Here is a 24,896-nt window from a genome sequence, read left to right on the forward strand (position 1 = left end):
TCTTCCCTTCTCAGGAGGTGTTCGGGGCGGCCCGTTCAGAGCCGCCCCGAGAGGTGATCAGTACGCGTCGACCTTCGGCTGCTCGACCTCGATGCCCGACTCGCCCAGGTTCTTGTCGAAGATGCCCTGCCAGATGTCGTTGTTCTCGGTGAACAGGTCGTTGATGTGCTTGCGCAGCACGTCGTCGCCCTTGGCGAGGCCGACGCCGTAGCGCTCCTCGGTGAAGAGACCGCCGGTGACCTTGACCTCGTCCGGGTACTGCGCGGCGTAGCCGATCAGGATGGCCTGGTCGGTCGTGACCGCGTCGACCTTGCCGTCGATCAGGTCCTGCACGCAGGCGGAGTACAGGTCGTACTCCTGCGTCTTGATCTCCTTGAAGTTCGCCTTGATGTTCTGGATCGGCGTGGAGCCCGTGGCCGAGCAGACGGTCTTGCCGTTGAAGTCCTCGAGCTTGTCGGCGTCGGGGTCGTCCTTGCGGATCAGCAGACCCTGACCGGTGATGAAGTACGGACCGGCGAAGTCGATCTGCTCCTTGCGCTTGTCGTTGATCGAGTACGTGCCGACGTAGTAGTCGATGTCGCCGTTCACGATCGCCTGCTCGCGGTTCGCGGACGCGATCGGCTTGAAGTCGATCTTGTCCTCGTCGTAGCCGAGCGAGGCGGCGATCCAGCGAGCGATGTCGATGTCGAAGCCCGTGCGTTCGCCCGTCGTCGCGTCGAGGTAACCCAGGTTGGGCTGGTCCTCCTTGACGCCGACGGTGACCTTGCCCGCGTCCTTGATCTTGTCGAAGGTGGGGCTGCCGTCGAGCTTGACGTCCTTGGCGACCTCGAAGAGCGGCTTGTCGCCGCCGTCACCGGTGCCGCCGCCGCCCGGGTTGCTGGGGCTGCCGCTGTTGCAGCCGGTGAGGGCGAGCAGCGCCGCCGTGGCGACTCCGATGCCTGCGAGAACTCGTGTGCGTCGCATGTGCGTCTCCTTCTGTGCTGTGGTGCTGTTCGGTGTGCGGGTCAGTGGGTGAGGAGCTTCGAGAGGAAGTCCTTGGCGCGGGTGCTCTTGGGGTTCGTGAAGAACTCCTCGGGCGTCGCCTCTTCGACGATCTGGCCGTCGGCCATGAAGACGACGCGGTTGGCGGCCTTGCGTGCGAAGCCCATCTCGTGAGTCACGACGATCATCGTCATGCCCTCCTTGGCCAGTTCGACCATCACGTCGAGGACCTCGTTGATCATCTCGGGGTCGAGCGCGCTGGTCGGCTCGTCGAAGAGCATGACCTTGGGATGCATGGCCAGAGCGCGCGCGATCGCGACGCGCTGCTGCTGTCCGCCCGAGAGCTGCGCCGGAAGCTTGGACGCCTGCTGCGCCACGCCCACGCGTTCGAGGAGCGCCATCGCCTCCTTCTCGGCCTCGCCCTTCGGCTTGCCGAGCACCTTGATGGGCCCCAGGGTGACGTTCTCGAGGATCGTCAGGTGCGCGAAGAGGTTGAACGACTGGAACACCATGCCGACCTCGGCGCGCAGCTTCGCGAGGCCCTTGCCCTCGGCGGGAAGCGTCTTGCCGTCGATGCGGATCTCGCCGCTCGTGATCGTCTCGAGACGATTGATCGTGCGGCAGAGCGTCGACTTGCCCGACCCGGACGGGCCGATGACGACGACCACCTCGCCCTTGTCGACCTGCAGGTCGATGTCTTTGAGCGCGTGGAACTCGCCGTAGTGCTTCTCGACGTTCTCGACCACAACCAGCGGTTCGGGTGTGCTCATGCTGTCTCCTTCGGGACGAGGGCTCCGATGGAGTGCGACGCGCCGTTCGGGCGTGACGCGACAGGATCCCCATCGAATCCACTGACGGTCTCAGGATATTCAGCCCCGCACAAGGGGGCCAGCCTCTTGAGTGATTCTTGAGCGTGCGGTACTCAGCCGTGCGCGTCGCGGTAGTACTCGATCGCACCGGGGTGGAGCGGTATCGGATCGGTGAAGATCGCGAGGCGTCGATCGAGAAGCGCCGCGGCGGGGACATCCCCGGCGATCTCCACCCGCGACGCGAAGAGGACGTCCAGCACCTCGCGGACCAGATCGTCCGGCACATCCGCGGACCCGACGAGGTAGTTCGGCACCGTCATCGCGCTCGTCGGCTGCTCACTGCCGTACGCTCCGACGGGGAACTCCGCCGGTCGGTACACCCCGGGGTGCGCGAGGCCGGCACGTTCGACGGCGTCCGCATCGATCGAGAGCAGCCTGATCTCGCGCTCCCCCGCCAGCCGCTCGATCCCCGGCGTCGGCAGGCCGCCGACCCAGAAGAAGGCGTCGATCCGTGACCCGTCGAGCGCGGCGATGGAGGCATCCAGACCCAGCTGGCGGTCGTCGACCGCCTCTGTTCCGATGCCGGATGCCTCGAGAACCCTCTTCGCGACCACGCTCACGCCCGAGCCGCGCGCTCCCAGCGAGACGCGGCGGCCGGCGAGGCCGGAGATCGAACGGACGTCGGAGTCGGCGCGCACGACCACGTGCACATACTCGTCGTAGAGGCGCGCGACCGCGCGGATCGGCAGCGGATCGTCGAACTCCCCCGTGCCCGACACGGCGTCGGCCACGACGTCGCTCTGGGCGAAGCCGAGATCGGCATCGCCCGCGCCGATGCGGCGGAGGTTGTCGACCGAGCCGTTGGTCTCGTGAAAGCGCACATCGGCGTCCATGTCGGACGACAGAGCTTCTGCCAGGCGCTGACCGTAGTCGTAGTACACCCCGGTCGCGCTGCCCCCGGCGAGCCGGATCGGCCGCTGTGCCCACGTCGGCTGCGGCGGCGCGCATCCGGATGCCAGAAGCACGGCGACGAGGAGCAGCGCCGCGACCGGGCCCCTGAGAAGCCTGCTCATCGCTCCCCCGCTGCCGGAAGGCCGAACGACACGCAGAGACCTCCGCCCTCCGCGCGGTCGACCGTCACGCGGCCCCCGACCGAGCGCAGCAGGTCGGTCGCGATCGCCAGACCGAGCCCTGAGCCGGGACTGTTCTGGTCACGGGCACTGCGCCAGAACCGGTCGGTGGCCTGCTCGAGCTCCGCCGTCTCGAGGCCGGGGCCGTGATCGCGCACGGCGATCCGGCATCCCTCATCCGTCCTGTCGACCGACACCTCGATCCGCCCACCGCGAGGCGAGAACTTCACCGCATTGTCGATCACCGCGTCGAGCGCGCTCTCCACGATCGCCTCGTCCGTGCGGCTCCGCACCTCTGCGACCCCGCTGACCCGGAACGCGACGTCCCGGCGAGACGCCACATCCTGCCACGCAGCTGCGCGCCGCCGCGCGAGAGCCGACAGGTCGACGTCGACGAACGTCGAAGGCTGTCCGCCTCGCCGCGCGAAGCCGAGCAGAGTGTCGAGGATCCTGGTCATCCGCCGGCCCTCTTCACGGATCTTCTCGACATCGGCGGCACCGACACCGCCGTCCCCGAGATCCGCGGCGAGAACCTCGACGCGCAGCAGCAGAGCGTTCAGCGGGTTGCGGAGCTCGTGAGACGCGTTCAGCGCGAACTCCTGCTGCCGCGACAGGACCCGCTCGATCTCGTCAGCCATGCGGTTGAACATGACGATCATCCGGTGCAGCTCCTCCGGCCCGGTCTCATCGGCGATGCGCGCGTCCATGTCGCCGCGCTCGATCGCCTCCATCGCCCTATCCAGCCTTCGCAGCGGCCGCAGCACCCAGCCTGCCAGGCGGGAGACGACGAAGAGCCCCGCGGCGATCACCGCGATGACGACCGCTGCGGTGAGCAGCCACAGCCTCGCGATCTCCGCGCGCGGCACATCGACACTCGCCGACATGACCACCGCCCCGATCACGTCTCCGCCCTCGTACACCGGCTCGACCAGCGACAGGTCGCCGAACTGCCACGGCATGACGTCCTGCGGCAGCTCGCCGCGGCGGCCCGAGAGCGCAAGCGCGATCCTCGCGGCAATGTCGTCCACCTCGAGCAGCGGCCTCTCGTCGCGCGGAGCCCACGGCCGCCCTGCGCGATCGACGATCACGATGCTCGTGCCGTACAGCGAGCGGTAGCGCTCGGCCTCACCGTCGAAGACCTCGCTGCTTCCGGACAGCAGAGCCTGCCGGGCGCTGGTGACGAAGTAGCTGAGGTCACCCAGCTGCTCGGCGTAGAACTCCTGCTGCACGCCCCTGGCCGCGCTCCATGCGAACCCGCCGCCGAGCACCGTCACGACCAGCACGAGCGGCAGGAGGAAGACGATGAACAGTCTTCGGCGCACCCGTCATCCCTCCAAGCGGTAGCCGACGCCGCGCACGGTCTCGATGAGCGAGGCGCGGCCGATCTTGCGGCGGATGGAGGCGACGTGGACCTCCAGCGACCGGGCGAAGCTCTGCCAGTCGGTGTTCCACACCTCGCGGATGATGCGATCGCGCGGCACCGGCACGCCGGGGTACCTCGCGAGCACGGCGATGATGTCGAATTCCTTCCGTGTGAGATCTATCGGCTGCTCGCCGACCATCACCCGGCGGGCGACGAGGTCTATCCGCACGTCGTGGATCGCGATGAGCGAGCGGTCGGCAGGACTCGAGTGAGCGTCGAGCGGATGCAGACGGCGCGTGACCGCCTCGATCCGGGCGAGAAGCTCCCGAACGTCGTACGGCTTCACGATGTAGTCGTCTGCACCCGCGCGCAGGCCCCGGATGCGCTCGTGCACGTCGGTGCGGGCGGTCGCGATGATCACCGGCACCCCGCTCTGCGCGCGGATGCGCCGACAGAGGTCGACGCCGTCGACATCAGGCAGGCCCAGATCCAGCAGAACCACCTCGGTGTCGGAACCGAGCAGTCCGAGCGCCTGAGCGCCGTCCTCCGCGCGAACCGTCGCGTAGCCCGAGCGGCTGAGGAAGGCCTCGAGCGCCTCCGCGACGCGGTCGTCGTCTTCGACGATCAGGATGCGCATCCGTCTCCGTTCAGACGTCCGCGCGCTGGGCGAAGGCCGACTCGTACAGGCAGACGCTCGCGGCGGTGGCGAGGTTCAGCGACTCGGCGCGGCCGAAGATGGGCAGACGGAGCGCGCGATCGGCCTGCGCCAGCGCATCGTGCTCCAGACCACGTGCCTCATTGCCGAAGAGCCAGGCCGTCGGCTGCGCGAGCACACCCTGGGCGCGGGCGGCGAGCAGATCATCGCCCTTCACGTCGGCTGCGAGCACGTTCATGCCCGCATCGTGCGCTCGGCGGATCACGTCGTCGAGGTCGCCGCCGACCGAGACCGGCAGGTGGAACAGCGAGCCGGTCGTCGACCGAACGACCTTGGGGTTGTACGGGTCGACTGTACGGCCGGTGAGCACCACGGCATCCGCCCCGGCCGCATCCGCAGCGCGGATGATCGTCCCGAGGTTGCCGGGATCGCGCACCTCCTCGCAGATCGCGATGAGCTTCGGCGAGGCCGCGAAGATGTCGCGCACCGACGTCGGGGTCTGCCTGGTCACGGCCACGAGACCCTGCGGCGTGACCGTGTCGGCCATCGCTGCGAGCACGGCTTCGGTCACGTACTCGACCTCGACGTCATGCTCGGCGGCGAGGGCGCGCACGTCGGCGTGCTTCTCCCACGCAGTGGGCGTCGCGAACAGCTCGACGATCGCGTCGGGCAGGTAGTGCAGCGCCTCGCGCACGGACTGCGGCCCCTCGAGCAGGAACAGCCCGGTCTCGACCCTCGCGCTGCGCTTGGTCAGCTTGGCGACGGCACGGACGCGGGGAGAGCGGGGGTTCTCGAGCACCGGCCCAGTCTATCGGGGCACAGGATGCGCGAACGGGCGCCTCCCCGAGGGGAGACGCCCGTTCAGAACGTTCAGAACGCGAGGATCAGGCAGCGGCCTTGGGCGCGTTGACGTCCGAAGGCAGAGCGTTCTTGGCGACCTCGACGAGGGCGGCGAACGCACCGGCGTCGGTCACGGCCAGGTCGGCCAGCATGCGACGGTCGACCTGCACACCCGCGAGGCCGAGGCCCTGGATGAAGCGGTTGTAGGTGATGCCGTTCTGGCGGGCAGCGGCGTTGATGCGCTGGATCCACAGACGACGGAAGTCGCCCTTGCGCTTGCGACGGTCACGGTACGCGTAGACGAGCGAGTGGGTGACCTGCTCCTTCGCCTTGCGGTACAGGCGCGAACGCTGGCCGCGGTAACCGGACGCGCGCTCGAGGATGACGCGACGCTTCTTCTGCGCGTTGACTGCGCGCTTGACTCTTGCCATTTTCGTGTGTTCCTTTTCGTACGGGCGTCGCGCTCAGCGACCGAGAAGCTTCTTGGCGACCTTGGTGTCGGCCTTCGAGAGGACCTGGTCCTGGTTCAGGCGACGGGTGCGACGGCTCGGCTTGACCTCGAGGTTGTGGCGCATGCCGGCCTGCTGCTTCTTCAGCTTTCCGCTGCCGGTGATCTTGAAGCGCTTCTTCGCACCCGAGTGGGTCTTCTGCTTCGGCATCTTCTCTTCCTTCGTGTGGCGCCCTGGCGGGCGACGGTGGGTACCCGCTCGGAAGCGGGAGCTGGTGGGGCGGCTTATGCCGCGGACTCGTCGGTCGGCGCGGAATCGGCGCTGGCGCCGTTCTTCGCCTCGCGGGCAGCCTGCTTGTTCGCGGTGCGGACCGCGTTCTGCTCGGCCTTCGCCTCGGACTTGTTCTTCAGCGGAGCGACGACCATGACCATGTTGCGTCCGTCGATGGTCGGGTTCGACTCGACCGTGCCGAACTCGGCGACATCCTCGGCGAACTTGCGCAGCAGACGCACGCCCTGCTCGGGGCGCGACTGCTCGCGACCGCGGAAGAGGATCATCGCCTTGACCTTGTCGCCCGCCTTGAGGAAGCCCTCAGCGCGCTTGAGCTTGGTCGTGTAGTCGTGTGCCTCGATCTTCAGGCGGAAGCGCACCTCTTTGAGGATGGTGTTCGCCTGGTTGCGGCGTGCTTCCTTGGCCTTCTGCGCGGCCTCGTACTTGAACTTGCCGTAATCCATGATCTTGACCACGGGCGGCTTCGAGTTGGGTGCCACCTCGACGAGATCGAGGTCGGCCTCCTGGGCAAGACGCAGTGCGGCCTCGATGCGGACAACACCGATCTGCTCACCCGCGGGACCGACGAGGCGGACCTCGGGGACGCGGATGCGCTCATTGGTACGGGGATCGCTGATGCGGAGCTCCTAAGACGTGATTTCCAGGCCACCGGGACGCGGGCCGCGTCTCGGGCGAAATCGGAGTTCTCCCCACCCGCCGGCGCATTCAGACACACCGGCTTGTGACACCCTTTCCACCGGAACCGGCGGGGTGCTGAACCCGGTAGCCTGGAACGGCAAGCGCGGGTGGGATTGAGAATCCTCTTTCGTATCGGAGCATGACACTCCGAAGCCCGCAGAAGTCTACCAGAAAGCAACCCGAAGTGACGATTCCTGCCGAGCACCATGATGACCGCCACGAGCGCTGGGAGCAGCAGGAGCACGCGGCGAGCGCCGCGACCCGCGACATCGCCGACGTTCCCGCGGTCGAGGTGATCACCACTACGGCTGTGCACCTGATGAGCGCCGCGGCCGTGAAAGTCGGCCTCGCGGACTCCCCTGACGAGCAGACGGACCTCGACGAGGCCCGCAAGCTCATCAACGCCCTGGCGGGTCTCATCACTGCCGGCGCCCCCGAGATCAGCGACATGCACGCACGCTCGCTGCGCGACGGCCTGCGCTCCCTTCAGCTGGCATTCCGCGAGGCATCCGTCATCCCCGACCCGATCGGCAAGGGCCCTGGCGAGAAGTGGACCGGTCCGGTCAACTGACGAGCATCACCGTGTGAGCGTTCCGCGGCCTCCGCACAGGTCCGTCGAACGTCTCCAGTCGATGCGGTGCTCGTTCGATTGAAGGCCCCTCTCCGGCGGCACCGCCCGACGGGCGCCTGCCGCGGAGATGTGCGCTTCGCGCGCAAGCATCCGCAGGATCTGTCCGCGCGAAGCGCGCATTCGCGCGCGAACCGTACGCGCCTCAGCCGGCGGACCGAGTGAGCTTGACCGTCAGGGAATCGACGAGCACGGCCATCCGGTCATCCGCCGCCCAGCGCTGCGCGAGTCGCGCGAGCACCGCGTCGAGCGTCTCGCGCTCGAGGCCGTCGACCAGTTCGAGAGTCACGATGAGCTCGGGTCCGCGCATCCGGGCATCCGGATCCCCCGGGGCGACCGACACGTCGATCACGGCGAGCTCGTGCGCGATGCTCTCGCGCAGCGCCGTGAACACCTCGGGCGAATGGAAGCTCGGTTCCCAGCGCTGAGCCTGGGCGATCGCCCAGACCGCCGGGCGCCGGAAGACGAACTCGGTCTCGGATGCCGGGTCGAGCACGATCAGATCCGTCTGCTCACTGGACGCCGACAGCGCCACCCGGATCGCCTCGACCGGAATCGGCCGGGCGGTGGAGTCCCAACGGCGCATCGTGTCGACGGAGGAGAACACCGGCTGCACGCGACGGCCATCCGGGGCCGCGACCGTGACGATCGAGAGCTCCTGCGTCTTGTCGACCTTCAGACCGGTCGGACCGACGCCCTCATCGCCCCGCTCGGCGACGAGCGGCACCAGCACGCGGGCAGCGCGGAAGGCGTCGACCACCTCGACCTGCGAGCCCTCACCGGACCGGAAGCGAAGCAGAGCGGCGTGCAGTGCGGGGTCAGCGGAACCGTCGTCCGCGGCGTGCGGATTCGATTCGAAGCTGCGGCCCACCCATGGCACACCGGCCGAGTCACCGCTGTTCGCGGCGCCGTGCCCGTGGTCGCAGGCGTCGTCAGTCGCCGGCGACATCCAGCGCCTCTGCCAGCGTGAACTGTCCGGCGTAGAGGGCCTTGCCCACGATCGCGCCCTCGACGCCCAGCGGCACGAGCTCGCGGAGCGCGGCGATGTCGTCGAGCGAGGCGACGCCGCCCGATGCGATCACGGGCTTCGGGGTGCGCGAGGTGATCTCACGCAGCAGCTCGAGGTTCGGTCCGCGCAGCGTTCCGTCCTTGGTGACGTCGGTGACGACGTACCGGCTGCAGCCGGCCTCTTCGAGGCGCTCGAGCACATCCCAGATGTCACCGCCCTCCTTCGTCCAGCCGCGCGCCGCGAGAGTGGTGCCGCGGACGTCGAGACCGACGGCGATGGCGTCGCCGTAGCGGCTGATGACGTCGGCGGACCACTCGGGATTCTCGAGTGCCGCCGTGCCGAGGTTGATGCGTGTGGCACCGGCCTCGAGAGCTGCGTCGAGGCTGGCGTCGTCGCGGATGCCGCCCGAGAGCTCGATGTTCACTCCGCGGTACTGCTTGATCACCTTGCGGAGGATGGCGGTGTTGCTTCCGCGACCGAACGCCGCGTCGAGGTCGACGAGGTGGATCCACTGCGCGCCGGCGTCGACGAACTCGCCCGCCGCGTCGACGGGGTCGCCGTAGCTGGTCTCGGTGCCCGCCTCACCCTGCGTCAGGCGCACCGCCTTGCCGCCGGCGACGTCGACCGCCGGCAGGAGGATCAGCGAGGGGGACTGTGCGAAGTCGTTCATGTCGTCCTTCGAAGGGGATGGTGGCGGCCCGAGCGGGCACGAGAGACGAGACTAGTCCCGCACGGCGGAGTCATCAAACCCTGTGTCGGGCATCGGACTTCTCGCATATCCCGCCGGTACCATCGGATGCGCACGCGCAGCGCTGTCATCGCGCGTGTCCGTCGACAGGAGGGACGTCACGCATGGCTGATGCGCACCACGAGACCGAGGCGGCTCCGTTGCGCCGACGCGCGACTGCGACCCGCCGCGGCGGAGCGCAGGCGACTCCTCTGGCCTCTGAGGAGCCATCGCCCTCCGCAGCGCCGCTGGTCTCCGACGTGCCCGTGATCTCCGATGTGCCGCTCCTGCCCTCTGACGCCCTCACCGAGCCGCCTCGCTACCACCGCGAGTCGGCTGCGCCCACCGCGACGCCCACCCCGCCGGCGACGACCTCAAGGCGCGAGCAGCGCGAGCGTCCGTCATTCCTGCAGCAGGAGCGCCGGGAAGAGCCGGCGCGAACCGGTGCGCGAGGGATGCTGAACCGCATCGGATTCTCGCTCCCGCCCGGAACCGCCGAGCGGGCGATCCGTGACAATGAGCTGGTGGTCGGCCAGCACTGGCCGGGGCCGCGCACGATCGCCGTCGTCAACGGCAAGGGCGGCGCGGGCAAGACCCCGACGACAGTGCTGCTCTCAGCCGTGTTCGCACGCTTCGGCGGCGCCGGCGTACTGGCATGGGACAACAACCAGACCCGCGGCACCCTTGGCTGGCGCACCGACACCGGGCCCCATGACCGGACGCTGTTCGAGCTGCTGCCGGAGGCGGATCGTCTTCTCGGGGCGGGCGCGCAATCGGCCGATCTCGCTCACTTCGTGCATCATCAAGCACGGGAGAAGTACGACGTGCTGCGTTCGAAGCCGATGCGACTCGCACAGGAGAACCGGCTGCACTCCTCCGACATCGACGCGATCCACGCCGTCGCGGCGAAGTACTACCGCCTCATCATCATCGACTCCGGCAACGACGAGTCCGACCCCATGTGGCTTCGGATGATCGATCACGCCGACCAGATCGTCGTCGCGACCACCACCCGAGACGATCACGCCGAAGCCGGCGCGCTGCTGCTCGAGGCACTGGAGGACCGGGACGAGCGATCAGCCGATCTCGCTCGCCGATCGGTGGTCGTCGTCACCCAGGCCGATCCGAAGGCGACGGCGGCGGATGTCGATCAGGTGGTCAGTGGATACCGCGACCTGGCGCGCGAAGTCGTCTCGATCCCGTTCGATCGCGAGATGGTGGACGGCCATCTCCGACTCGGGGCCCTCGCGCCCGTGACCCAGACCGCCTGGCTGGCGGCTGGAGCCGCGGTCGCACGCGGACTCTGACCCCTTGATCGGGCCCAGAGGTGGGCCCATGCCGCGGAGGCAGCGCTCAGAGCGAATCGACCCAGTTGCGCAGCAGTCGGATGCCCGCGTCGCCCGACTTCTCAGGATGGAACTGCGTCGCCGACAGGGGTCCGTTCTCGACGGCGGCGAGGAATCGCTCGCCGTGCGTCGCCCAGGTCACCGCGGGCTGCGGGAACGGCGGGATGACGTCGAGATCCCAGGTCTTCGCCGCGAAGGAGTGCACGAAGTAGAAGCGCTCGTGCTCGATGCCGCGGAACAGCACGCTGCCTTCGCCGGGTTCGACCGTGTTCCACCCCATGTGCGGCAGCACAGGCGCATCGAGCTCGGTGACCGTACCCGGCCACTCCCCCAGCCCTTCGGCCGGCTGACCGCGCTCGACACCACGCTCGAACATCACCTGCATCCCCACGCAGATGCCGAGCACGGGGCGACCTCCTGCGAGCCTGCGGTCGACGATCTCGTCGCCGCCGTGGGCGACGAGTGCGTCGCGCACCGCGGCGAAGGCGCCGACGCCAGGGACGAGCAGGCCGTCGGCCTCGAGCGCACGCCCGCGGTCACGGGTGAGTTCGACCTCGGCGCCTGCGGCCGCGAGCGCCTTGACGGCAGAGTGCACGTTGCCGGACTCGTAGTCGAAGACGACGACGCGGCGACCGGTCACAGCGCGCCCTTCGTCGACGGGATGCCCTCTACGAGCGGGTCGTTGGCCTTGGCCTGCCGGAACGCCCGGGCGAATGCCTTGAACTCGGCCTCGGCGATGTGGTGCGGGTCGCGACCCCCGATGACGCGCACGTGCACCGTCAGACCGGCGTTGAAGGTGATGGCCTCGAAGACGTGACGCACCAGCGATCCGGTGAAGTGCCCGCCGATGAGGTGGAACTCGAACCCGGCGGGCTCGCCCTCGTGCACGAGGAACGGTCGGCCTGAGATGTCGACGACGGCCTGAGCCAGCGCCTCGTCGAGCGGCACGAGCGCGTCGCCGTAGCGAGAGATGCCGGCCTTGTCACCCAGAGCCTCTCGGATGGCCTGTCCGAGCACGATCGAGATGTCCTCGACCGTGTGGTGAGCGTCGATGTGGGTGTCGCCCGTCGCGCGCACCGTGAGATCGGTTAGCGAGTGCTTGGCGAACGCCGTCAGCATGTGGTCGAAGAACGGCACCGTGGTGTCGATGTCGCTGCGGCCGGTGCCGTCGAGGTTCACCTCGACCTCGACGGTCGACTCGGAGGTGCTGCGGGTACGGCGTGCGGTGCGGTCGGTCATGCCGGCGATCCAATCGACGCGAGGGCTTCCAGGAAGGCTGTGGTCTCGGCTTCGGTGCCCGCCGTGACCCGAAGGTGGTGCGGTATGCCCACGTCGCGGATGAGCACGCCCTGGTCGTACAGCGCCTGCCACACCGCCTTGGGGTCGTCGACTCCGCCGAACAGCACGAAGTTCGACCACGACGCGTGCGGCGTGTAGCCGAGAGCCTCAAGAGTGGCTGTGATCCGCTCGCGCTGCTCGACGATCTCGTCGACCATGCGCAGCATGGTGGCGGAGTTGCGCAGCGCCGCGACGGCAGCCGCCTGCGTGAGCGCGCTGAGGTGGTAGGGCAGGCGCACGAGGCGCAGCGCATCGATGAACGCCGGGTCGGCGGCGAGATAGCCGACGCGCGCGCCTGCGAAGGCGAACGCCTTGCTCATCGTGCGCGAGACGGCGAGGCGCGGGCGTCCGTCGAGCAGGCTCAGCGCCGAGGGCGCATCGTGCGGGGCGAACTCCTGATAGGCCTCATCGACGATGACGACGCCCCGCGCGGCCCGGTAGACGGCCTCGATCACGTCCAGTGAGAGCGGAGTGCCCGTGGGGTTGTTCGGCGAGCACAGCAGCACGACATCGGGGTCGGCCTCGGCCACCTGACGCGCGGCGTCGTCCGGGTCGATCGTGTAGTCGTCGTGGCGGGTGCCCGCCACCCATCGTGCACCCGTGCCCTGCGTGATGAGCGGATACATCGAGTACGTGGGCGCGAACCCGAAGGCTGTGCGGCCGGGGCCGGCGAACGCCTGCATGATGTGCTGCAGCACCTCGTTCGAGCCGTTGCCTGCCCAGATCTGCTCTGCCGTCAGACCGTGGCCGAGGTACTCAGCGAACCCTTCTCGAAGGGCAGTGAACTCGCGGTCGGGGTAGCGGTTGACGTCACGCAGTGCGAGCGCGATCTCGTCGAGGATGTCACTCGCGACCTCATCGGGAACGGGATGCGTGTTCTCGTTGACGTTCAGAGCGACCGGAAGCGGCGCCTGCGGCGCGCCATACGGTGTGAGCCCGCGCAGATCGTCGCGGAGGGGCAGCTCATCGAGGGATGTCACATGATCCATCGTAGGCCGCGCATCGCGAGCACCGTCGCGGATGACGACTCACTCGGAGTACGCGGTCGGGATGGCGATCGAGGCACCGACCTGGATCATGCCGGAGCTGAGGTTGTTGAGGCTCTTGATGTCGTCGATGACCTCGCGCGGGTCGACACCGGGTGCGGCATCGGCGGCGATCGACCACAGGGTGTCGCCGGGAAGCACCGTGACGGTCTCGAACGCGACGGGCTCGGCGCTTTCGCCCGATGCGACAGCCGAGCCGCCGGCGAGGAGCGAGAACGCGATGGCACCGAGGACCGGCGCTGCGGCGAGTGCGGCGAGCAGGCGGCGGCCACGCGCGGTGAGGCGCAGCCGCGTCGAGACAGAACGCCCGGCAGCGGCCGCGACCGGGACGGTCAGGGGGGCCTGGATGCTGATGGTGCTCATGTGATGCTCCTCTTCACTCTCCCCGCCCGTCGGGCGGAAGTGGTGCAGCTTTCGCATCCGGCATCCGGCCGGGGACGCCGGATGCGAAGCTACGTTCCGAATGTATCTTCGATATCGAACATCTGTCAAGAATTCTTCGAATACTTGGGCGGGACTTCGCAGACACGCTCGAACAGATCTTCCGATTTCCGAGAGAACTCGGATACGGTTTCGATGAAGCCAGCCCACCATGGGCCACCGACATTCGAATCAGATCCCCGCGATGACGCGGATCAGCACCGCATGAGGGCATGAAGGAGCACCGATGAGCGATACCCCCGAGACGGCAGCCGAGGCTCCCCGCACGCGGCGCCGCAAGAACCTCAGCCCCAAGCAGATGGCGATCCTCGAGGTCATCCAGACCTCGATCGCCCGCCATGGCTATCCGCCGAGCATGCGCGAGATCGGCGACGCCGTCGGGCTCAAGTCGCTCTCCAGCGTCACCCATCAGCTCGGCCAGCTCGAGCTCAGCGGCTACCTGCGTCGCGACCCGGGCAAGACCCGCGCGATGGAGGTGCTGATCGACCTGCCGGGCACGAGCGCCGAGAACCCGGCCGACAGCGCCCCGGCGGTCGGAGATGCGGCGCTGGTTCCCCTCGTCGGTCAGATCGCCGCAGGCATCCCGATCACCGCCGACCAGCAGGTAGAGGAGATCTTCCCTCTCCCCAGGCAGCTGGTCGGGAAGGGCGACCTCTTCATGCTCAAGGTGAACGGCGAGTCGATGATCGACGCAGCGATCTGCGACGGCGACTGGGTCGTGGTGCGCACTCAGAACAACGCGGAGAACGGCGAGATCGTCGCCGCCATGATCGACGGCGAGGCGACGGTCAAGACCTTCCGGCGCCGCGACGGCCACACCTGGCTGCTGCCCCGCAACTCCGCATTCGAGCCCATCCTCGGAGACGAGGCCGTCGTCCTGGGCAAGGTCGTCGCCGTGCTGCGCGCGGTCTGACGTCCACCCCGCGCCGCTGAGCGCGACCGCATCGCGAAAGGGGCTCCCCGTCCGCTGGACGGGGAGCCCCTTTCGGCATCCGGGACCGGGTCGGACGCTGCAGGTCAGGCCGGGACGACGACGTCCTCACGCACGCGGCGGGTGGCCTCGACGATGTTGCGCAGCGACTGCACGGTCTCCTCGTACGCGCGGGTCTTCAGACCGCAGTCCGGGTTCACCCACAGCTGACGAAGAGGCAGTTCGTCGACGGCACGGCGCAGCAGCGCCTCGATCTCCTCGACGCTCGGCACGCGCGGAGAGTGGATGTCGTAGACGCCGGGCCCCACGCCGTGGTCGAACCCGAAGCGGGCGATGTCGGCGACGACCTCCATGCGGCTTCGAGCGGCCTCGATCGAGGTGACATCGGCGTCCAGGGCACGGATCGCGTCGATCACGACACCGAACTCCGAGTAGCAGAGGTGCGTGTGGATCTGCGTACCCGGCGCAGCGCCGCCGGTGGCGAGTCGGAACGAGCGCACCGACCAGTCGAGGTAGGAGGCCTGGTCTGCGACCTTCAGCGGCAGCAGTTCGCGCAGCGCAGGCTCGTCGACCTGGATGATCGCGATGCCTGCGGTCTCGAGATCGGTGATCTCGTCGCGCAGTGCGAGCGCCACCTGATTGGCCGTCTCGCCCAGAGGCTGGTCGTCGCGCACGAACGACCAGGCGAGGATCGTCACGGGTCCGGTGAGCATGCCCTTGACCGGCTTCACGCTCAGCGACTGGGCGTACGTCGCCCAGGAGACGGTGATCGGCGCAGGACGCGACACATCGCCCCAGAGGATCGACGGACGCGTCGCGCGCGACCCGTACGACTGCACCCAGCCGTGCTGCGTGACCGCGAAGCCGTCGAGGTGCTCGGCGAAGTACTGCACCATGTCGTTGCGCTCGGGCTCTCCGTGCACGAGAACATCGAGACCGAGCTCTTCCTGCAGCGCCACGACCTGGTCGATCTCGCGGCGGAGGAAGTCGTCGTAGTCTTCCGCCGGAAGCTCACCGCGCAGGAACTGCGCGCGGGCACGGCGGATGTCACCGGTCTGCGGGAATGATCCGATGGTGGTGAGGGGCAGAGCGGGCAGGTTCAGCGCCTGCTGGGCGCTTTCGCGCTCCTCGTACGCGACACGCGAGAACTTCTCCTCGGTGACGGCGTGCCCGCGCACGGCTCCATCGCGTACACCGGGTGCGCTGCGTCGGTCGGCGAGGGCTGCGGATGCCGCATCCAGAGCGTCGGTGATGGCATCCCGCCCTTCCGCGAGACCCGCCGCCAGGGTGACCACCTGGCCGACCTTCTGGTCGGCGAAGGCGAGCCACGAGACCAGTCGCTCGTCGAGATCCGTCTCGTCGTCGACGTCGTGCGGCACGTGCAGCAGCGAGGTGGAGGTGGATGCTGCGACGGAAGCCGCCCCGAGCTCGCCCAGGGTCTCGAGCTTCGTGAAGGCGGCGTCGAGGTCGCCTCGCCAGATGTTGTGCCCGTCGATCACGCCGCCGACGAGCGTCTTCCCCTCGAGTGCTGGCAGCACGGCCGGCACCTCTCCGCGGACGAGGTCGATGCCGATCGCCTCGACGGGCGCCGCAGCGAGCACGTCGAGCGTCGCCCCGAGGGCGGCATAAGGAGCTGCGACGAAGATCGCCGGGCGCTGCGCGGCTGAGCCGAGCACGGCGAGTGCGCGGGAGGCAGCATCGGCGAGTGCGGTGACGTCGACCGGCAGCGACTCGCTGACCAGCGCCGGCTCGTCGAGCTGCACCCACTGCGCGCCTGCAGCCTGCAGCCTGGCGAGCAGCTCGGCGTAGACCGGCAGCACGTCGTCGAGGCGGCTGAGGGGATCAAAGCCCTCAGGAGCGTCGTCGGAGGCCTTCGCCAGCGCCAGCAGCGTGACGGGTCCGACGATCACGGGCCGGGTGACATACCCGGCGTCCGCGGCTTCGGCGACCTGCTGGATGAGGTGCTCGCTCGCGAGCGAGAAGACGGTCTCCGGACCGATCTCGGGTACGAGGTAGTGGTAGTTCGAGTCGAACCACTTGGTCATCTCGAGCGGTGCGCGCTCGCCCTCGCCGCGGGCGACGGTGAAGTACGCGCCGAGACCGATCGAGCCGTCGGCGTCGCGCAGATCGTCGAAGCGGGTGGGGATGGCGCCGACGGTGACGGCGGCATCGAGAACCTGGTCGTAGAACGAGAACGATTCGGGGATCGACGAGTCATCGCGTCCGAGGCCGAGCTCGGCCAGGCGCGCGCGGGTCGTGGCACGCAGATCCGCGGCGGTGCGTTCGAGCTCGGCCCGGTCGGTGCGGCCGGCCCAGAAGGCCTCGACGGCCTTCTTCAGCTCGCGACGACGGCCGATGCGCGGGTAGCCGAGGATCGTCCCTGCGGGGAAAGCGGTCATGAGATTCCTTTCGATGCTGCGGAGAGCTGGCGCCCGGGGATGACCCCGGCGGACTGGAGGACGTCGAGCACGGTCTCGTGCTGGTTGAACGCGTACAGGTGAACCCCGGGTGCGCCGCCGTCGACGACGGCGCGGATGAGGTCGGATGCCCACCGGATGCCGATCTGCCGGCGTCCCTCTGTGGTCGGCTCGATCTCGAGCTCGATAGCGAGCTCCCCAGGCAGCTCCTCACCGGTCAGCTCGAGCACCCGCGTGAGGCGGGCCGGTGAGGTGATGGGCATGATGCCGGGGAGGATCGGGATCGTCACACCGGCGCGGCGGGCGCGCTCGACGAACGCGAGGTAGTGGTCGGCGTGGAAGAACAGCTGAGTGATGGCGACCGTCGCGCCCGCCGCCTGCTTGGCGAGCAGCGCATCGACGTGCTGACTGCTGTAGGCCGAACGCGGGTGCCCGTTCGGGAAGGCGGCGACGGCGATGTTCACCTTGCGTCGAGGGGCGACACGCACGGCGCCGGGATTGCCTCGCACCGGGGACTCCTCGTACGGCGCGCGCTCGGCCTGCACGCGGTCGATCAGCTGCACGAGCTGGGCCGAGCTCTCGAGGTCGCCGAGGAAGACGTCGTTCTCGCTCTGCCCGGCGGGCGGATCGCCGCGGAGGGCGAGGAAGCTCAGCACCCCGGCGTCGAGGAATTCGCGGATCAGGCGCGCGGCGCCCGCGTAGGTGTTGCCCACGCAGGTGAGATGCGCGAGCGGCTCGGTGTCGGTGTGGCTGCGGATGTACTTGAGCACCTCGAGCGAGCGGCCTCCGGTCGAGCCGCCCGCGCCATAGGTCACGGAGATGAACTCCGGACAGGCTTCCGCCAGGCGGTCGATCGTGTCGTGCAGCGCTCGTGCGCTCTCGGCCGTGCGGGGCGGGTACAGCTCGAAGGAGAAGGGGGTGGTGCTCACGTGTTCTCCTTCGATGCTCGGGGCGGGGGTGTTCTCAGAAGGTAGGACAGCCCCTCGTCGCGACGCACACTGTGTGACGCCGTGTGTCGGGTACGGGGCTGGTTAGGCTCGAGGCATGACCGCACCTCATGGCTCGTGGCCCTCTCCGTTCACCGCGCAGATGATCGCGCAGGCGTCGCCTCGCATCGACGGGGCCCGCTTCGTCGGCGCCGAGATCTGGTGGGGAGAATCGGTGCCGGCCGAGGGCGGTCGCGTGACGGTGCGCAGCTCCAGCGGCGATGAGGTGCTCTCCGCTCCGTGGAACGCTCGCTCGCGGGTTCACGAGTACGGCGGAGGCGCATGGACAGCGGGTGCTGACGGCGCCCTCTGCTTCGTGCACGGCGCCGATCAGCGGGTGTACCGAACGCCGCGCGGTGGTGAGCCCCAGCCGCTGACTCCGGCGGGCGTCTCGTACGGCGGCCTTCGGATGCAGCACGGCCGGCTGCTCGCCGTGCGCGAGGATCTGCGGCCCGAGCAGCACCAGCGTGCGATCGTCGAGATCCCCCTCGACGGCTCTGCTGCCGACGACGAGTCCGCGGTGCGGACGTTCGTCGCGACCAGCGGCTTCGTTGCGCATCCCGCGCTCTCCCCCGACGGCGACCGTCTCGCCTGGGTGCAGTGGAGCACCGTGCGGATGCCCTGGGAGCAGGCGCTTCTGCATGTCGCTCCGGTCGATGGCGATGATGCCGAGGCGGTCCCGACGCACGCGGCTCTGCAGCCGGAGTGGCTGAGCGACGACGAGCTGCTGTACCTCGACGATCCATCCGGCCGCTGGAACCTGCAGCGTGTGCGCCTCGGCGGAACCGCGACCCCCTTCGCGGCGGCAGACGCAGACACCGGCGGTGGGCTGTGGGTGCTCGGCAACCGCTGGTACCAGCGCCTCGACGACGGCCGGACCGTTGCGGTGCGCACGAACGGGGCGGATGAGATCGTGCAGATCTCAGCCGACGGCGCCTCGGTCGAGCTGCTGACCCTGCCGATCACGGCAGGAGCGAGCATCGACGACGCACAGGGCTCGCGAGTGCTCATCTCGGGTGCGGGGCGCACGGTGGGCGCGGGGCTGTGGTGCGTCGATCTCGACGACGGCACGATCACCACGGTCACCGGCGGCGCCGAGGCCGACGCCCGCTGGGTGCCGCGTGCGCGCCCAATGACCTTCGACGGCCCGCACGGACCGGTGCACGCCTTCGACTACCCGCCGACGAACCCTGGAGCCTCGGCTCCTGACGGGGAATTGCCGCCGTATGTGGTGATGGTGCACGGCGGTCCGACCTCGCACGTCTCGGGTGCGGCATCCACCGCCTACGCGTACTGGACCAGCCGCGGCATCGGCGTGCTCGATGTGAACTACGGCGGCTCGACAGGCTACGGCCGCGCGTACCGCGAGCGCCTGGACGGGCAGTGGGGCATCGTCGACGTCGACGACGTCATCGCCGCGGCCCGCGGCATGGCCGACGCGGGTCTCGCCGATCCCGACCGGATCGCCATCCGCGGCGGATCGGCCGGCGGGTGGACGGTGCTGTGCGCGCTCGTGCGGGGCGGCACCTTCAGCGCCGGCATCTCACGGTACGGAGTGGCTGATCTCCGGATGCTCGCGGCCGAGACGCACGACTTCGAAGCGCACTACCTCGAGGGCCTGGTCGGGCCGCTGCCCGAGGCGGAGAGCGTGTACATCGAGCGCTCGCCCCTGTCGCACGTCGATCGGATCGACGTGCCGGTGCTGCTTCAGCAGGGTTCGGACGACCGGGTCGTGCCGCCGTCGCAGTCGGAGGCGATCAGGGATGCTCTGGATGCCCGAGGGGTCCCCCACGAGTACCTGCTGTTCGAGGGCGAGGGGCACGGTTTCCGCGCCGCGGAGACGATCATCGCATCGCTCGAGGCGGAGCTCCGCTTCCTGGGGCGGACGTTCGGCTTCCAGCCGGAGTTCACCGCCGCCGTCTGAGCGCTACTCCCCCACGCGGTTACGCAGTCGCATGGCGCGCTCGGCCTCGCGCGTGTCCTGACGCTCGCGCAGAGTCTGCCGCTTGTCGTACTCCTTCTTGCCCTTCGCGAGGGCGATCTCCACCTTCGCGCGGCCGTCGGAGAAGTACAGCTTCAGCGGCACGAGCGTGTAGCCGCCCGCCGATACCGCGTGCTCGAGCTTGCGGATCTCGTCTTTGTGCAGCAGCAGCTTGCGGATGCGCTTGGCCGAGTGGTTGGTCCAGTGCCCCTGCGAGTACTCGGGGATGTGCACGGCGTCGAGGTACGCCTCGCCGCCCTTGACGTAGGCGTAGCCGTCACTGAGGTTGGCACGCCCCTGGCGCAGCGACTTGACCTCGGTGCCGGTGAGCACGAGGCCGGCTTCGAACGACTTCTCGAGGTTGTAGTCGTGACGTGCGCGACGGTTGGTCGCGACGACCTTCTCCCCGCGTTCCCTGGGCATGTTGTTCTCCTGACGACAGACAGCCCACCAGCATAACGGCTGTCGGGCGTCCGCAGTGCGAACGGGTCAGGTGCGAAGCCAGCGGCGGATCGCGAATCCGGCCGACAGGGCGGCGAGCACGACGCCGATGCCGATCAGCACTGGCACCACGAACACGGCATCCTGCATGTCGACCAGCGGACGCATGAAGGGCACCCGTTCGGCGAGATATCCCTCGACGCCCCACTTCACCCCCGCGAGCACGGCGGCACTCGCGAAGACCGATCCGAGGAACGCCGCGAAGACGCCCTCCAGAACGAACGGGGTCTGGATCGACCGGTTCGACGCGCCCACCAGGCGCATGATGCCGATCTCCTTGCGACGCGCGTAGGCCGACAGGCGAATCGTCGTGGCGATGAGCAGCACGGCGGCGACGAGCATGAGCGCTGCCACGCCGACGGCGATGTAGGTGGCGACCGTGAGGGCTGAGAACAGCGGGTCGAGCAGGCGGCGCTGATCCTGCACCTCGTCGACGCCTGCCTTGCCCGAGAACGCCTCGGTGAGCACGCGTGACTGCTGCGGGTCCTTCATGGTCACGCGGAAGGCGACACCCATGTTCTCGACGCCGAAGGCGTCGGCCTGCTCCTGACCGAAGCGCTCGACCCAGTTCTGGTAGGTGGTCTCCTTGTCGTCGAAGCCCACCTCGCTGATGAGGGGCTTGAGCGCGGGCCCGGCGAGGTCGTCCTTCACCGTCTTGATCTGATCCTCGGTCGCCTCGGCGGCCGTGCAGTTGTCGGAGGTCGACAGCGGCGAGCACATGTAGATGGTCACCTCGGCCTTCTCGCCCCAGTAGCCGCGCATCGTCTGAATCTGCGTCTGCATGAGGATCGCCGCGCCGACGAACGTCAACGAGACGAAGGTGACCAGCACCACCGAGATGACCATGGAGATGTTGCGGCGAAGGCCGATCAGCGCCTCGCCGACGATGAGTCCGAAGTTCATGAGGTCGGGCCCACTTCCTCGTCGTCGTCACCCGAGAGGCCGAGACGGTCGGCCATGCCGAGTTCGGCGACCTCCACCTCCGGGATCACGATCGGGTTGGTTCGAGGACCGACGGTCGCCGGTTCCTCGGCCGGTGTGGGCACCGCCGGCGGTTGCTGGTCGGCTGGTTCTACCGGATGCCGGGCATCCGGACCCGATGTCGGCGCCGACGCCGTCTCGACAGGAGGCGTCGTGACGGTGGCCGCGGTGATCGTCTCGCGCTGCACCTCCTGCACGGCGGTGAGGGCGGCCGCGGCGGCAGCACCCGGCACCGCTTCGGGGGTGAGGCGGGGGATGCTGGAGGTGTCGCCGTATCCGCCGCCGACCTCGTCGCGCACCATCTCGCCGTTCTTCAGCTCGATGACGCGGCGCTGCATCTGGTCGACGAAGGCCGCCTCGTGCGTCGCCATGACGACGGTCGTGCCGCCCGCGTTGATGCGGGTGAGCAGCTGCATGATGCCCACCGAGGTCGCGGGGTCGAGGTTTCCGGTGGGCTCGTCGGCGAGCAGCACCTTCGGACGGTTGACGATGGCGCGCGCGATCGCGACACGCTGCTGCTCACCACCCGAGAGCTCGTGCGGCATCCGCTTGGCCTTGCCGTCGAGGCCCACGAGGGCCAGCGCCTCGGGCACGGCCTGCTGGATGAACCCGCGCGACGAGCCGATCACCTGCAGCGAGAAGGCGACGTTCTGCGCCACGGTCTTCGATGGCAGCAGGCGGAAGTCCTGGAACACCGATCCGATGTGCCGGCGGAAGTAGGGCACCTTGCGGTTCGCGAGCGAGCGCAGGTCGCGCCCGAGCACGGCGACCCGGCCGCTGGTGGGGACATCTTCGCGAAGGATCAGCCGCAGGCAGGTCGACTTTCCAGAGCCCGAAGCCCCGACGAGGAAGACGAACTCGCCCGCCTCGACGTCGAAGTCGACTTCTGACAGAGCGGGTCGTGTGGTGCCGCGGTAGCGTTTGGTGACGTTCTCGAACCGGATCATGGCCATACGAGCCTATGCGCGGGGTCGTCGCCGATGCTCAGCGACACTCCCCCGTGTCTTTCCCGTCGACGGCGACTGATATACACGTAGAGGCGCTGATGCGCCATGAGGGGATGTCGCGGGCTCACCGCCGGCGGCGCAGACGGACACGCAGACGAGGAGGCGCCATGAGCGTTCCCGCAGGATGGTACGACGACGGATCGGGACGCCAGCGCTGGTGGGACGGTGAGCAGTGGACCGACCACTTCGTGCCCGAGACGCCCGCCCTGCCCGAAGAAGGCGGCACGGTTCTCGCCGGCGGGGAGGCGGCCGGCGAGGCACTGGATGCCCAGGCATCCGCCGCCTCGTACGAGCCTCCGGTCGCACCCGGCGCGCAGGAGAGCCCGGCAGCCCAGCAGGACGCGCAGCCCACGGCGGCCTACCCGCCCGTCTCGGACGACGGCTACCCGCAGAGCGCATACGGCCGGGCCCCGTACGGGCAGACCCCCTACGGCCAGGAGCCGTACGGTCAGGCCCCCTACGGTCAGGCCGGATACCCGGGTGCCGGCGCCTACGACGCCCAGAACCCCTACGCCGCTCCGGCGCCCTATGGCACCGACGCCGCCTACGGCGCGTACGCCGCACCCGAGCCCGGACCTCGCAAGACCCCCGTGCTCGGCTACATCGGTCTCGGCCTCGCGGTCGTCGGTGGCATCATCGCCTGCATCCCGAACCTCGTGACGTTCGGCATCGGTTCATTCCTGCTGTTCGCCGCCTTCGTGGTGTCGATCATCGCCCTGTTCATCAAGAACACCGTGAAGTGGCCAGGCATCGTCGGCCTGATCCTGTCGGTCGTGATGGGCATCGTCGCGTCGATCGTGCTCGCCGTCACGTTCTTCGCCAGCTACGCCGACGACTCGTGGAATTCGCCGTCGAGCCCCTACTCCAGCCAGGAGCCGTGGCCGGACGAGTCGTCCGCGCCCGAGGGCAGCGCGGAACGCCCGACACCCGAGGAGCTCGCTCCCGGTATCGAGACGATCGTCGCCGACACGGGTTCCAGCCCGTTCCCCGATGAGGTGATCGTGTGCCTCAGCGATGAGTTCTACGCATCCGAGATGAGCGATGAGGCCCTTCAGACCGTCGCCGAGGGCAGCACCGACTTCGCCGACCCCATGGATGCGCTCGACTTCGCGAAGACGTTCACGGATTCGGCATCCGCCTGCAGCTGACCAGGCGCAGATGCGAGAACGGGCCCGGGAGCACTGCTCCCGGGCCCGTTCTCATGTCGCGCACGCGTCTCGCGCGTCGGAGTGAGGGTCAGTCCTCTTCTTTGCGCTTGCGCCAGCGGATGCCCGCCGAGATGAAGTCGTCGAGGTCGCCGTCGAACACGCTGGCCGGGTTGCCCGACTCGTGCCCGGTGCGCAGGTCCTTGACCAGCTGCTGGCCGTAGAGGAAGTACGAGCGCATCTGGTCGCCCCAGCTCGCGGTGATGTTGCCCGCGAGCTCCTTCTTCTTCGCCGCCTCTTCTTCCTTCTGCAGCAGCAGTAGGCGGGTCTGCAGCACGCGCATGGCGGCCGCGCGGTTCTGGATCTGCGACTTCTCGTTCTGCATCGACACGACGATGCCGGTCGGCAGGTGGGTGAGGCGCACGGCCGAGTCGGTGGTGTTGACCGACTGCCCGCCCGGTCCCGACGAGCGGAACACGTCGACGCGGATGTCGTTCTCGGGGATCTCGACCTCGGTCGCCTCTTCCATCAGCGGGATGACCTCGACGGCGGCGAACGAGGTCTGGCGCTTGTCGGCGGAGCCGAACGGGCTGATGCGGGCGAGGCGGTGCGTGCCGGCCTCGACCGACAGCGTGCCGAACGCGTACGGGGCGGTGACCTCGAACGTGGCCGACTTGATGCCTGCGCCCTCGGCGTACGAGGTGTCGAGCACCTTCACGGGGTAGCCGTGCTGCTCGGCCCAGCGCAGGTACATGCGCATGAGCATCTCGGCGAAGTCGGTGGCGTCGTCGCCGCCTGCGCCCGAGCGGATCGTGATGATCGCGTTGCGCTCGTCGTATTCGCCGTCGAGCAGCGTCTGCACTTCGAGCTGGTTGATGGTCTGGGTCAGCGATTCGAGCTCAGCGCGCGCTTCGGCAGCGGAGTCCTCGTCCTGCATCTCGTTCGCGAGCTCGACGAGAACGTCGAGGTCGTCGAGACGGCGCTCGACCTCGGTGACGCGCTTGAGGTCAGCCTGCTTGTGGCTGAGCGCGCTCGTGACCTTCTGCGCCTTCTCGGGGTCGTCCCAGAGGTCGGGGGCGCCCGCTTCCTCGCTGAGTCGCGCGATGTCTTCGCGCAGAGAATCGACGTCGACGACCTCGCGGATGTCGCCGAAGGTGTGTCGCAGGGCCTGTATGTCGGCGGAGAGATCGAGTTCGAACATGGCAGTCAACCTTAT

The 24,896-nt window shown here is 68.8% G+C and carries 26 protein-coding genes; 5 read left to right on the plus strand and 21 right to left on the minus strand.

Annotated elements, in window-relative coordinates:
- Positions 1-57: 57 nt before the first annotated feature.
- From JOE67_RS02825 to infC, 9 genes are all read right to left on the minus strand, one after another.
- Entirely contained in the window at positions 58-963 is a 906-nt protein-coding gene (locus tag JOE67_RS02825) for a glutamate ABC transporter substrate-binding protein (protein WP_204974062.1), read from the minus strand.
- A 41-nt stretch (positions 964-1,004) separates the two neighbouring features.
- Complete coding sequence (locus JOE67_RS02830; RefSeq protein ID WP_420827627.1) at positions 1,005-1,751, minus strand: amino acid ABC transporter ATP-binding protein; 747 nt, start codon at positions 1,749-1,751, stop codon at positions 1,005-1,007.
- A gap of 152 nt (positions 1,752-1,903) precedes the next feature.
- Positions 1,904-2,863, minus strand: a complete 960-nt coding sequence (locus JOE67_RS02835; protein WP_204974063.1) for a TAXI family TRAP transporter solute-binding subunit — start codon at positions 2,861-2,863, stop codon at positions 1,904-1,906.
- Positions 2,860-4,242 (minus strand): ATP-binding protein, encoded by a 1,383-nt coding sequence (locus JOE67_RS02840; protein WP_204974064.1) that lies wholly within the window; start codon positions 4,240-4,242, stop codon positions 2,860-2,862. The genes JOE67_RS02835 and JOE67_RS02840 overlap by 4 nt, the downstream gene beginning before the upstream one ends.
- A gap of 3 nt (positions 4,243-4,245) precedes the next feature.
- On the minus strand, positions 4,246-4,920 hold the full coding sequence (locus JOE67_RS02845; protein WP_204974065.1) for a response regulator transcription factor: 675 nt from the start codon (positions 4,918-4,920) through the stop codon (positions 4,246-4,248).
- 10 nt (positions 4,921-4,930) lie between these two features.
- A complete protein-coding gene (locus JOE67_RS02850; protein WP_204974066.1) occupies positions 4,931-5,737 on the minus strand; it encodes a TrmH family RNA methyltransferase in 807 nt (268 codons plus the stop codon).
- Positions 5,738-5,822: 85 nt separating this feature from the next.
- On the minus strand, positions 5,823-6,209 hold the full coding sequence (rplT, locus tag JOE67_RS02855) for a 50S ribosomal protein L20 (RefSeq protein ID WP_204974067.1): 387 nt from the start codon (positions 6,207-6,209) through the stop codon (positions 5,823-5,825).
- A 33-nt stretch (positions 6,210-6,242) separates the two neighbouring features.
- Complete coding sequence (gene rpmI, locus JOE67_RS02860; protein WP_204974068.1) at positions 6,243-6,437, minus strand: 50S ribosomal protein L35; 195 nt, start codon at positions 6,435-6,437, stop codon at positions 6,243-6,245.
- Positions 6,438-6,511: 74 nt separating this feature from the next.
- The gene (gene infC, locus JOE67_RS02865; protein WP_204976633.1) at positions 6,512-7,135 is read right to left on the minus strand and encodes a translation initiation factor IF-3; all 624 of its coding nucleotides are present in this window, start codon (positions 7,133-7,135) and stop codon (positions 6,512-6,514) included.
- A 200-nt stretch (positions 7,136-7,335) separates the two neighbouring features.
- On the opposite strand from infC, the gene JOE67_RS02870 reads away from it, so the two are divergent.
- Complete coding sequence (locus tag JOE67_RS02870; RefSeq protein WP_204974069.1) at positions 7,336-7,767, plus strand: DUF1844 domain-containing protein; 432 nt, start codon at positions 7,336-7,338, stop codon at positions 7,765-7,767.
- A 202-nt stretch (positions 7,768-7,969) separates the two neighbouring features.
- Here the strand turns inward: JOE67_RS02870 and JOE67_RS02875 are convergent, their stop codons facing one another.
- Both JOE67_RS02875 and priA read right to left on the minus strand, forming a co-directional pair.
- Positions 7,970-8,773, minus strand: coding sequence for an SseB family protein (locus JOE67_RS02875; protein WP_204974070.1), 804 nt, complete (start codon positions 8,771-8,773; stop codon positions 7,970-7,972).
- The gene (priA, locus tag JOE67_RS02880; RefSeq protein WP_204974071.1) at positions 8,757-9,503 is read right to left on the minus strand and encodes a bifunctional 1-(5-phosphoribosyl)-5-((5-phosphoribosylamino)methylideneamino)imidazole-4-carboxamide isomerase/phosphoribosylanthranilate isomerase PriA; all 747 of its coding nucleotides are present in this window, start codon (positions 9,501-9,503) and stop codon (positions 8,757-8,759) included. Before priA ends, JOE67_RS02875 begins: the two co-directional genes overlap by 17 nt.
- Positions 9,504-9,685: 182 nt before the next feature.
- On the opposite strand from priA, the gene JOE67_RS02885 reads away from it, so the two are divergent.
- The gene (locus tag JOE67_RS02885) at positions 9,686-10,867 is read left to right on the plus strand and encodes a MinD/ParA family ATP-binding protein (protein ID WP_239527957.1); all 1,182 of its coding nucleotides are present in this window, start codon (positions 9,686-9,688) and stop codon (positions 10,865-10,867) included.
- A 46-nt stretch (positions 10,868-10,913) separates the two neighbouring features.
- Here the strand turns inward: JOE67_RS02885 and hisH are convergent, their stop codons facing one another.
- The 4 genes from hisH to JOE67_RS02905 are packed head-to-tail and all read right to left on the minus strand — an operon-like array spanning position 10,914 to position 13,653.
- A complete protein-coding gene (gene hisH, locus JOE67_RS02890; RefSeq protein ID WP_204974073.1) occupies positions 10,914-11,546 on the minus strand; it encodes an imidazole glycerol phosphate synthase subunit HisH in 633 nt (210 codons plus the stop codon).
- Positions 11,543-12,145, minus strand: coding sequence for an imidazoleglycerol-phosphate dehydratase HisB (gene hisB, locus JOE67_RS02895; protein ID WP_204974074.1), 603 nt, complete (start codon positions 12,143-12,145; stop codon positions 11,543-11,545). Before hisB ends, hisH begins: the two co-directional genes overlap by 4 nt.
- Positions 12,142-13,233 (minus strand): histidinol-phosphate transaminase, encoded by a 1,092-nt coding sequence (locus JOE67_RS02900; protein WP_204974075.1) that lies wholly within the window; start codon positions 13,231-13,233, stop codon positions 12,142-12,144. Before JOE67_RS02900 ends, hisB begins: the two co-directional genes overlap by 4 nt.
- Before the next feature lie 39 nt (positions 13,234-13,272).
- Positions 13,273-13,653 carry a LysM peptidoglycan-binding domain-containing protein gene (locus JOE67_RS02905; RefSeq protein ID WP_204974076.1) on the minus strand — a complete coding sequence of 127 codons (381 nt, stop codon included), beginning with the start codon at positions 13,651-13,653 and terminating at the stop codon, positions 13,273-13,275.
- 304 nt (positions 13,654-13,957) lie between these two features.
- On the opposite strand from JOE67_RS02905, the gene lexA reads away from it, so the two are divergent.
- The gene (gene lexA / locus JOE67_RS02910) at positions 13,958-14,644 is read left to right on the plus strand and encodes a transcriptional repressor LexA (protein ID WP_204974077.1); all 687 of its coding nucleotides are present in this window, start codon (positions 13,958-13,960) and stop codon (positions 14,642-14,644) included.
- Between the two features lie 104 nt (positions 14,645-14,748).
- Here lexA and metE read toward each other — a convergent pair whose 3' ends face one another.
- Together metE and JOE67_RS02920 are read right to left on the minus strand one after the other, a co-directional pair.
- Positions 14,749-17,061, minus strand: a complete 2,313-nt coding sequence (gene metE / locus JOE67_RS02915) for a 5-methyltetrahydropteroyltriglutamate--homocysteine S-methyltransferase (protein WP_204974078.1) — start codon at positions 17,059-17,061, stop codon at positions 14,749-14,751.
- Entirely contained in the window at positions 17,058-18,008 is a 951-nt protein-coding gene (locus JOE67_RS02920; protein ID WP_338041475.1) for a methylenetetrahydrofolate reductase, read from the minus strand. Before JOE67_RS02920 ends, metE begins: the two co-directional genes overlap by 4 nt.
- Positions 18,009-18,123: 115 nt before the next feature.
- On the opposite strand from JOE67_RS02920, the gene JOE67_RS02925 reads away from it, so the two are divergent.
- The gene (locus tag JOE67_RS02925) at positions 18,124-19,989 is read left to right on the plus strand and encodes a S9 family peptidase (protein WP_204974079.1); all 1,866 of its coding nucleotides are present in this window, start codon (positions 18,124-18,126) and stop codon (positions 19,987-19,989) included.
- A gap of 3 nt (positions 19,990-19,992) precedes the next feature.
- Here JOE67_RS02925 and smpB read toward each other — a convergent pair whose 3' ends face one another.
- From smpB to ftsE, 3 genes are all read right to left on the minus strand, one after another.
- Positions 19,993-20,469, minus strand: a complete 477-nt coding sequence (smpB, locus tag JOE67_RS02930) for an SsrA-binding protein SmpB (protein ID WP_204974080.1) — start codon at positions 20,467-20,469, stop codon at positions 19,993-19,995.
- A gap of 66 nt (positions 20,470-20,535) precedes the next feature.
- The gene (gene ftsX / locus JOE67_RS02935; protein WP_204974081.1) at positions 20,536-21,450 is read right to left on the minus strand and encodes a permease-like cell division protein FtsX; all 915 of its coding nucleotides are present in this window, start codon (positions 21,448-21,450) and stop codon (positions 20,536-20,538) included.
- Positions 21,447-22,475 (minus strand): cell division ATP-binding protein FtsE, encoded by a 1,029-nt coding sequence (ftsE, locus tag JOE67_RS02940; RefSeq protein WP_204974082.1) that lies wholly within the window; start codon positions 22,473-22,475, stop codon positions 21,447-21,449. The genes ftsX and ftsE overlap by 4 nt, the downstream gene beginning before the upstream one ends.
- Before the next feature lie 167 nt (positions 22,476-22,642).
- Between ftsE and JOE67_RS15460 the strand changes: the two genes are divergently transcribed.
- Positions 22,643-23,683, plus strand: a complete 1,041-nt coding sequence (locus tag JOE67_RS15460; protein WP_239527958.1) for a DUF2510 domain-containing protein — start codon at positions 22,643-22,645, stop codon at positions 23,681-23,683.
- 88 nt (positions 23,684-23,771) lie between these two features.
- Here the strand turns inward: JOE67_RS15460 and prfB are convergent, their stop codons facing one another.
- Positions 23,772-24,881: a peptide chain release factor 2 gene (gene prfB / locus JOE67_RS02950; RefSeq protein WP_204974083.1), complete on the minus strand. Its 1,110-nt coding sequence runs from the start codon at positions 24,879-24,881 to the stop codon at positions 23,772-23,774.
- Between the last annotated feature and the right edge of the window lie 15 nt (positions 24,882-24,896).

This window comes from Microbacterium esteraromaticum (genome assembly GCF_016907315.1).
GTDB lineage: Bacteria > Actinomycetota > Actinomycetes > Actinomycetales > Microbacteriaceae > Microbacterium > Microbacterium esteraromaticum.

Coding starts and splice junctions, on each gene's coding strand:
- JOE67_RS02825 (WP_204974062.1), bottom strand. CDS start 963: ATGCGACGCACACGAGTTCTCGCAGGCATCGGAGTCGCCACGGCGGCG.
- JOE67_RS02830 (WP_420827627.1), bottom strand. CDS start 1,751: ATGAGCACACCCGAACCGCTGGTTGTGGTCGAGAACGTCGAGAAGCAC.
- JOE67_RS02835 (WP_204974063.1), bottom strand. CDS start 2,863: ATGAGCAGGCTTCTCAGGGGCCCGGTCGCGGCGCTGCTCCTCGTCGCC.
- JOE67_RS02845 (WP_204974065.1), bottom strand. CDS start 4,920: ATGCGCATCCTGATCGTCGAAGACGACGACCGCGTCGCGGAGGCGCTC.
- rplT (WP_204974067.1), bottom strand. CDS start 6,209: ATGGCAAGAGTCAAGCGCGCAGTCAACGCGCAGAAGAAGCGTCGCGTC.
- rpmI (WP_204974068.1), bottom strand. CDS start 6,437: ATGCCGAAGCAGAAGACCCACTCGGGTGCGAAGAAGCGCTTCAAGATC.
- JOE67_RS02870 (WP_204974069.1), top strand. CDS start 7,336: ATGACACTCCGAAGCCCGCAGAAGTCTACCAGAAAGCAACCCGAAGTG.
- JOE67_RS02875 (WP_204974070.1), bottom strand. CDS start 8,773: ATGTCGCCGGCGACTGACGACGCCTGCGACCACGGGCACGGCGCCGCG.
- priA (WP_204974071.1), bottom strand. CDS start 9,503: ATGAACGACTTCGCACAGTCCCCCTCGCTGATCCTCCTGCCGGCGGTC.
- JOE67_RS02885 (WP_239527957.1), top strand. CDS start 9,686: ATGGCTGATGCGCACCACGAGACCGAGGCGGCTCCGTTGCGCCGACGC.
- hisB (WP_204974074.1), bottom strand. CDS start 12,145: ATGACCGACCGCACCGCACGCCGTACCCGCAGCACCTCCGAGTCGACC.
- JOE67_RS02900 (WP_204974075.1), bottom strand. CDS start 13,233: ATGGATCATGTGACATCCCTCGATGAGCTGCCCCTCCGCGACGATCTG.
- JOE67_RS02905 (WP_204974076.1), bottom strand. CDS start 13,653: ATGAGCACCATCAGCATCCAGGCCCCCCTGACCGTCCCGGTCGCGGCC.
- lexA (WP_204974077.1), top strand. CDS start 13,958: ATGAGCGATACCCCCGAGACGGCAGCCGAGGCTCCCCGCACGCGGCGC.
- metE (WP_204974078.1), bottom strand. CDS start 17,061: ATGACCGCTTTCCCCGCAGGGACGATCCTCGGCTACCCGCGCATCGGC.
- JOE67_RS02925 (WP_204974079.1), top strand. CDS start 18,124: ATGACCGCACCTCATGGCTCGTGGCCCTCTCCGTTCACCGCGCAGATG.
- smpB (WP_204974080.1), bottom strand. CDS start 20,469: ATGCCCAGGGAACGCGGGGAGAAGGTCGTCGCGACCAACCGTCGCGCA.
- ftsX (WP_204974081.1), bottom strand. CDS start 21,450: ATGAACTTCGGACTCATCGTCGGCGAGGCGCTGATCGGCCTTCGCCGC.
- ftsE (WP_204974082.1), bottom strand. CDS start 22,475: ATGATCCGGTTCGAGAACGTCACCAAACGCTACCGCGGCACCACACGA.
- JOE67_RS15460 (WP_239527958.1), top strand. CDS start 22,643: ATGAGCGTTCCCGCAGGATGGTACGACGACGGATCGGGACGCCAGCGC.
- prfB (WP_204974083.1), bottom strand. CDS start 24,881: ATGTTCGAACTCGATCTCTCCGCCGACATACAGGCCCTGCGACACACC.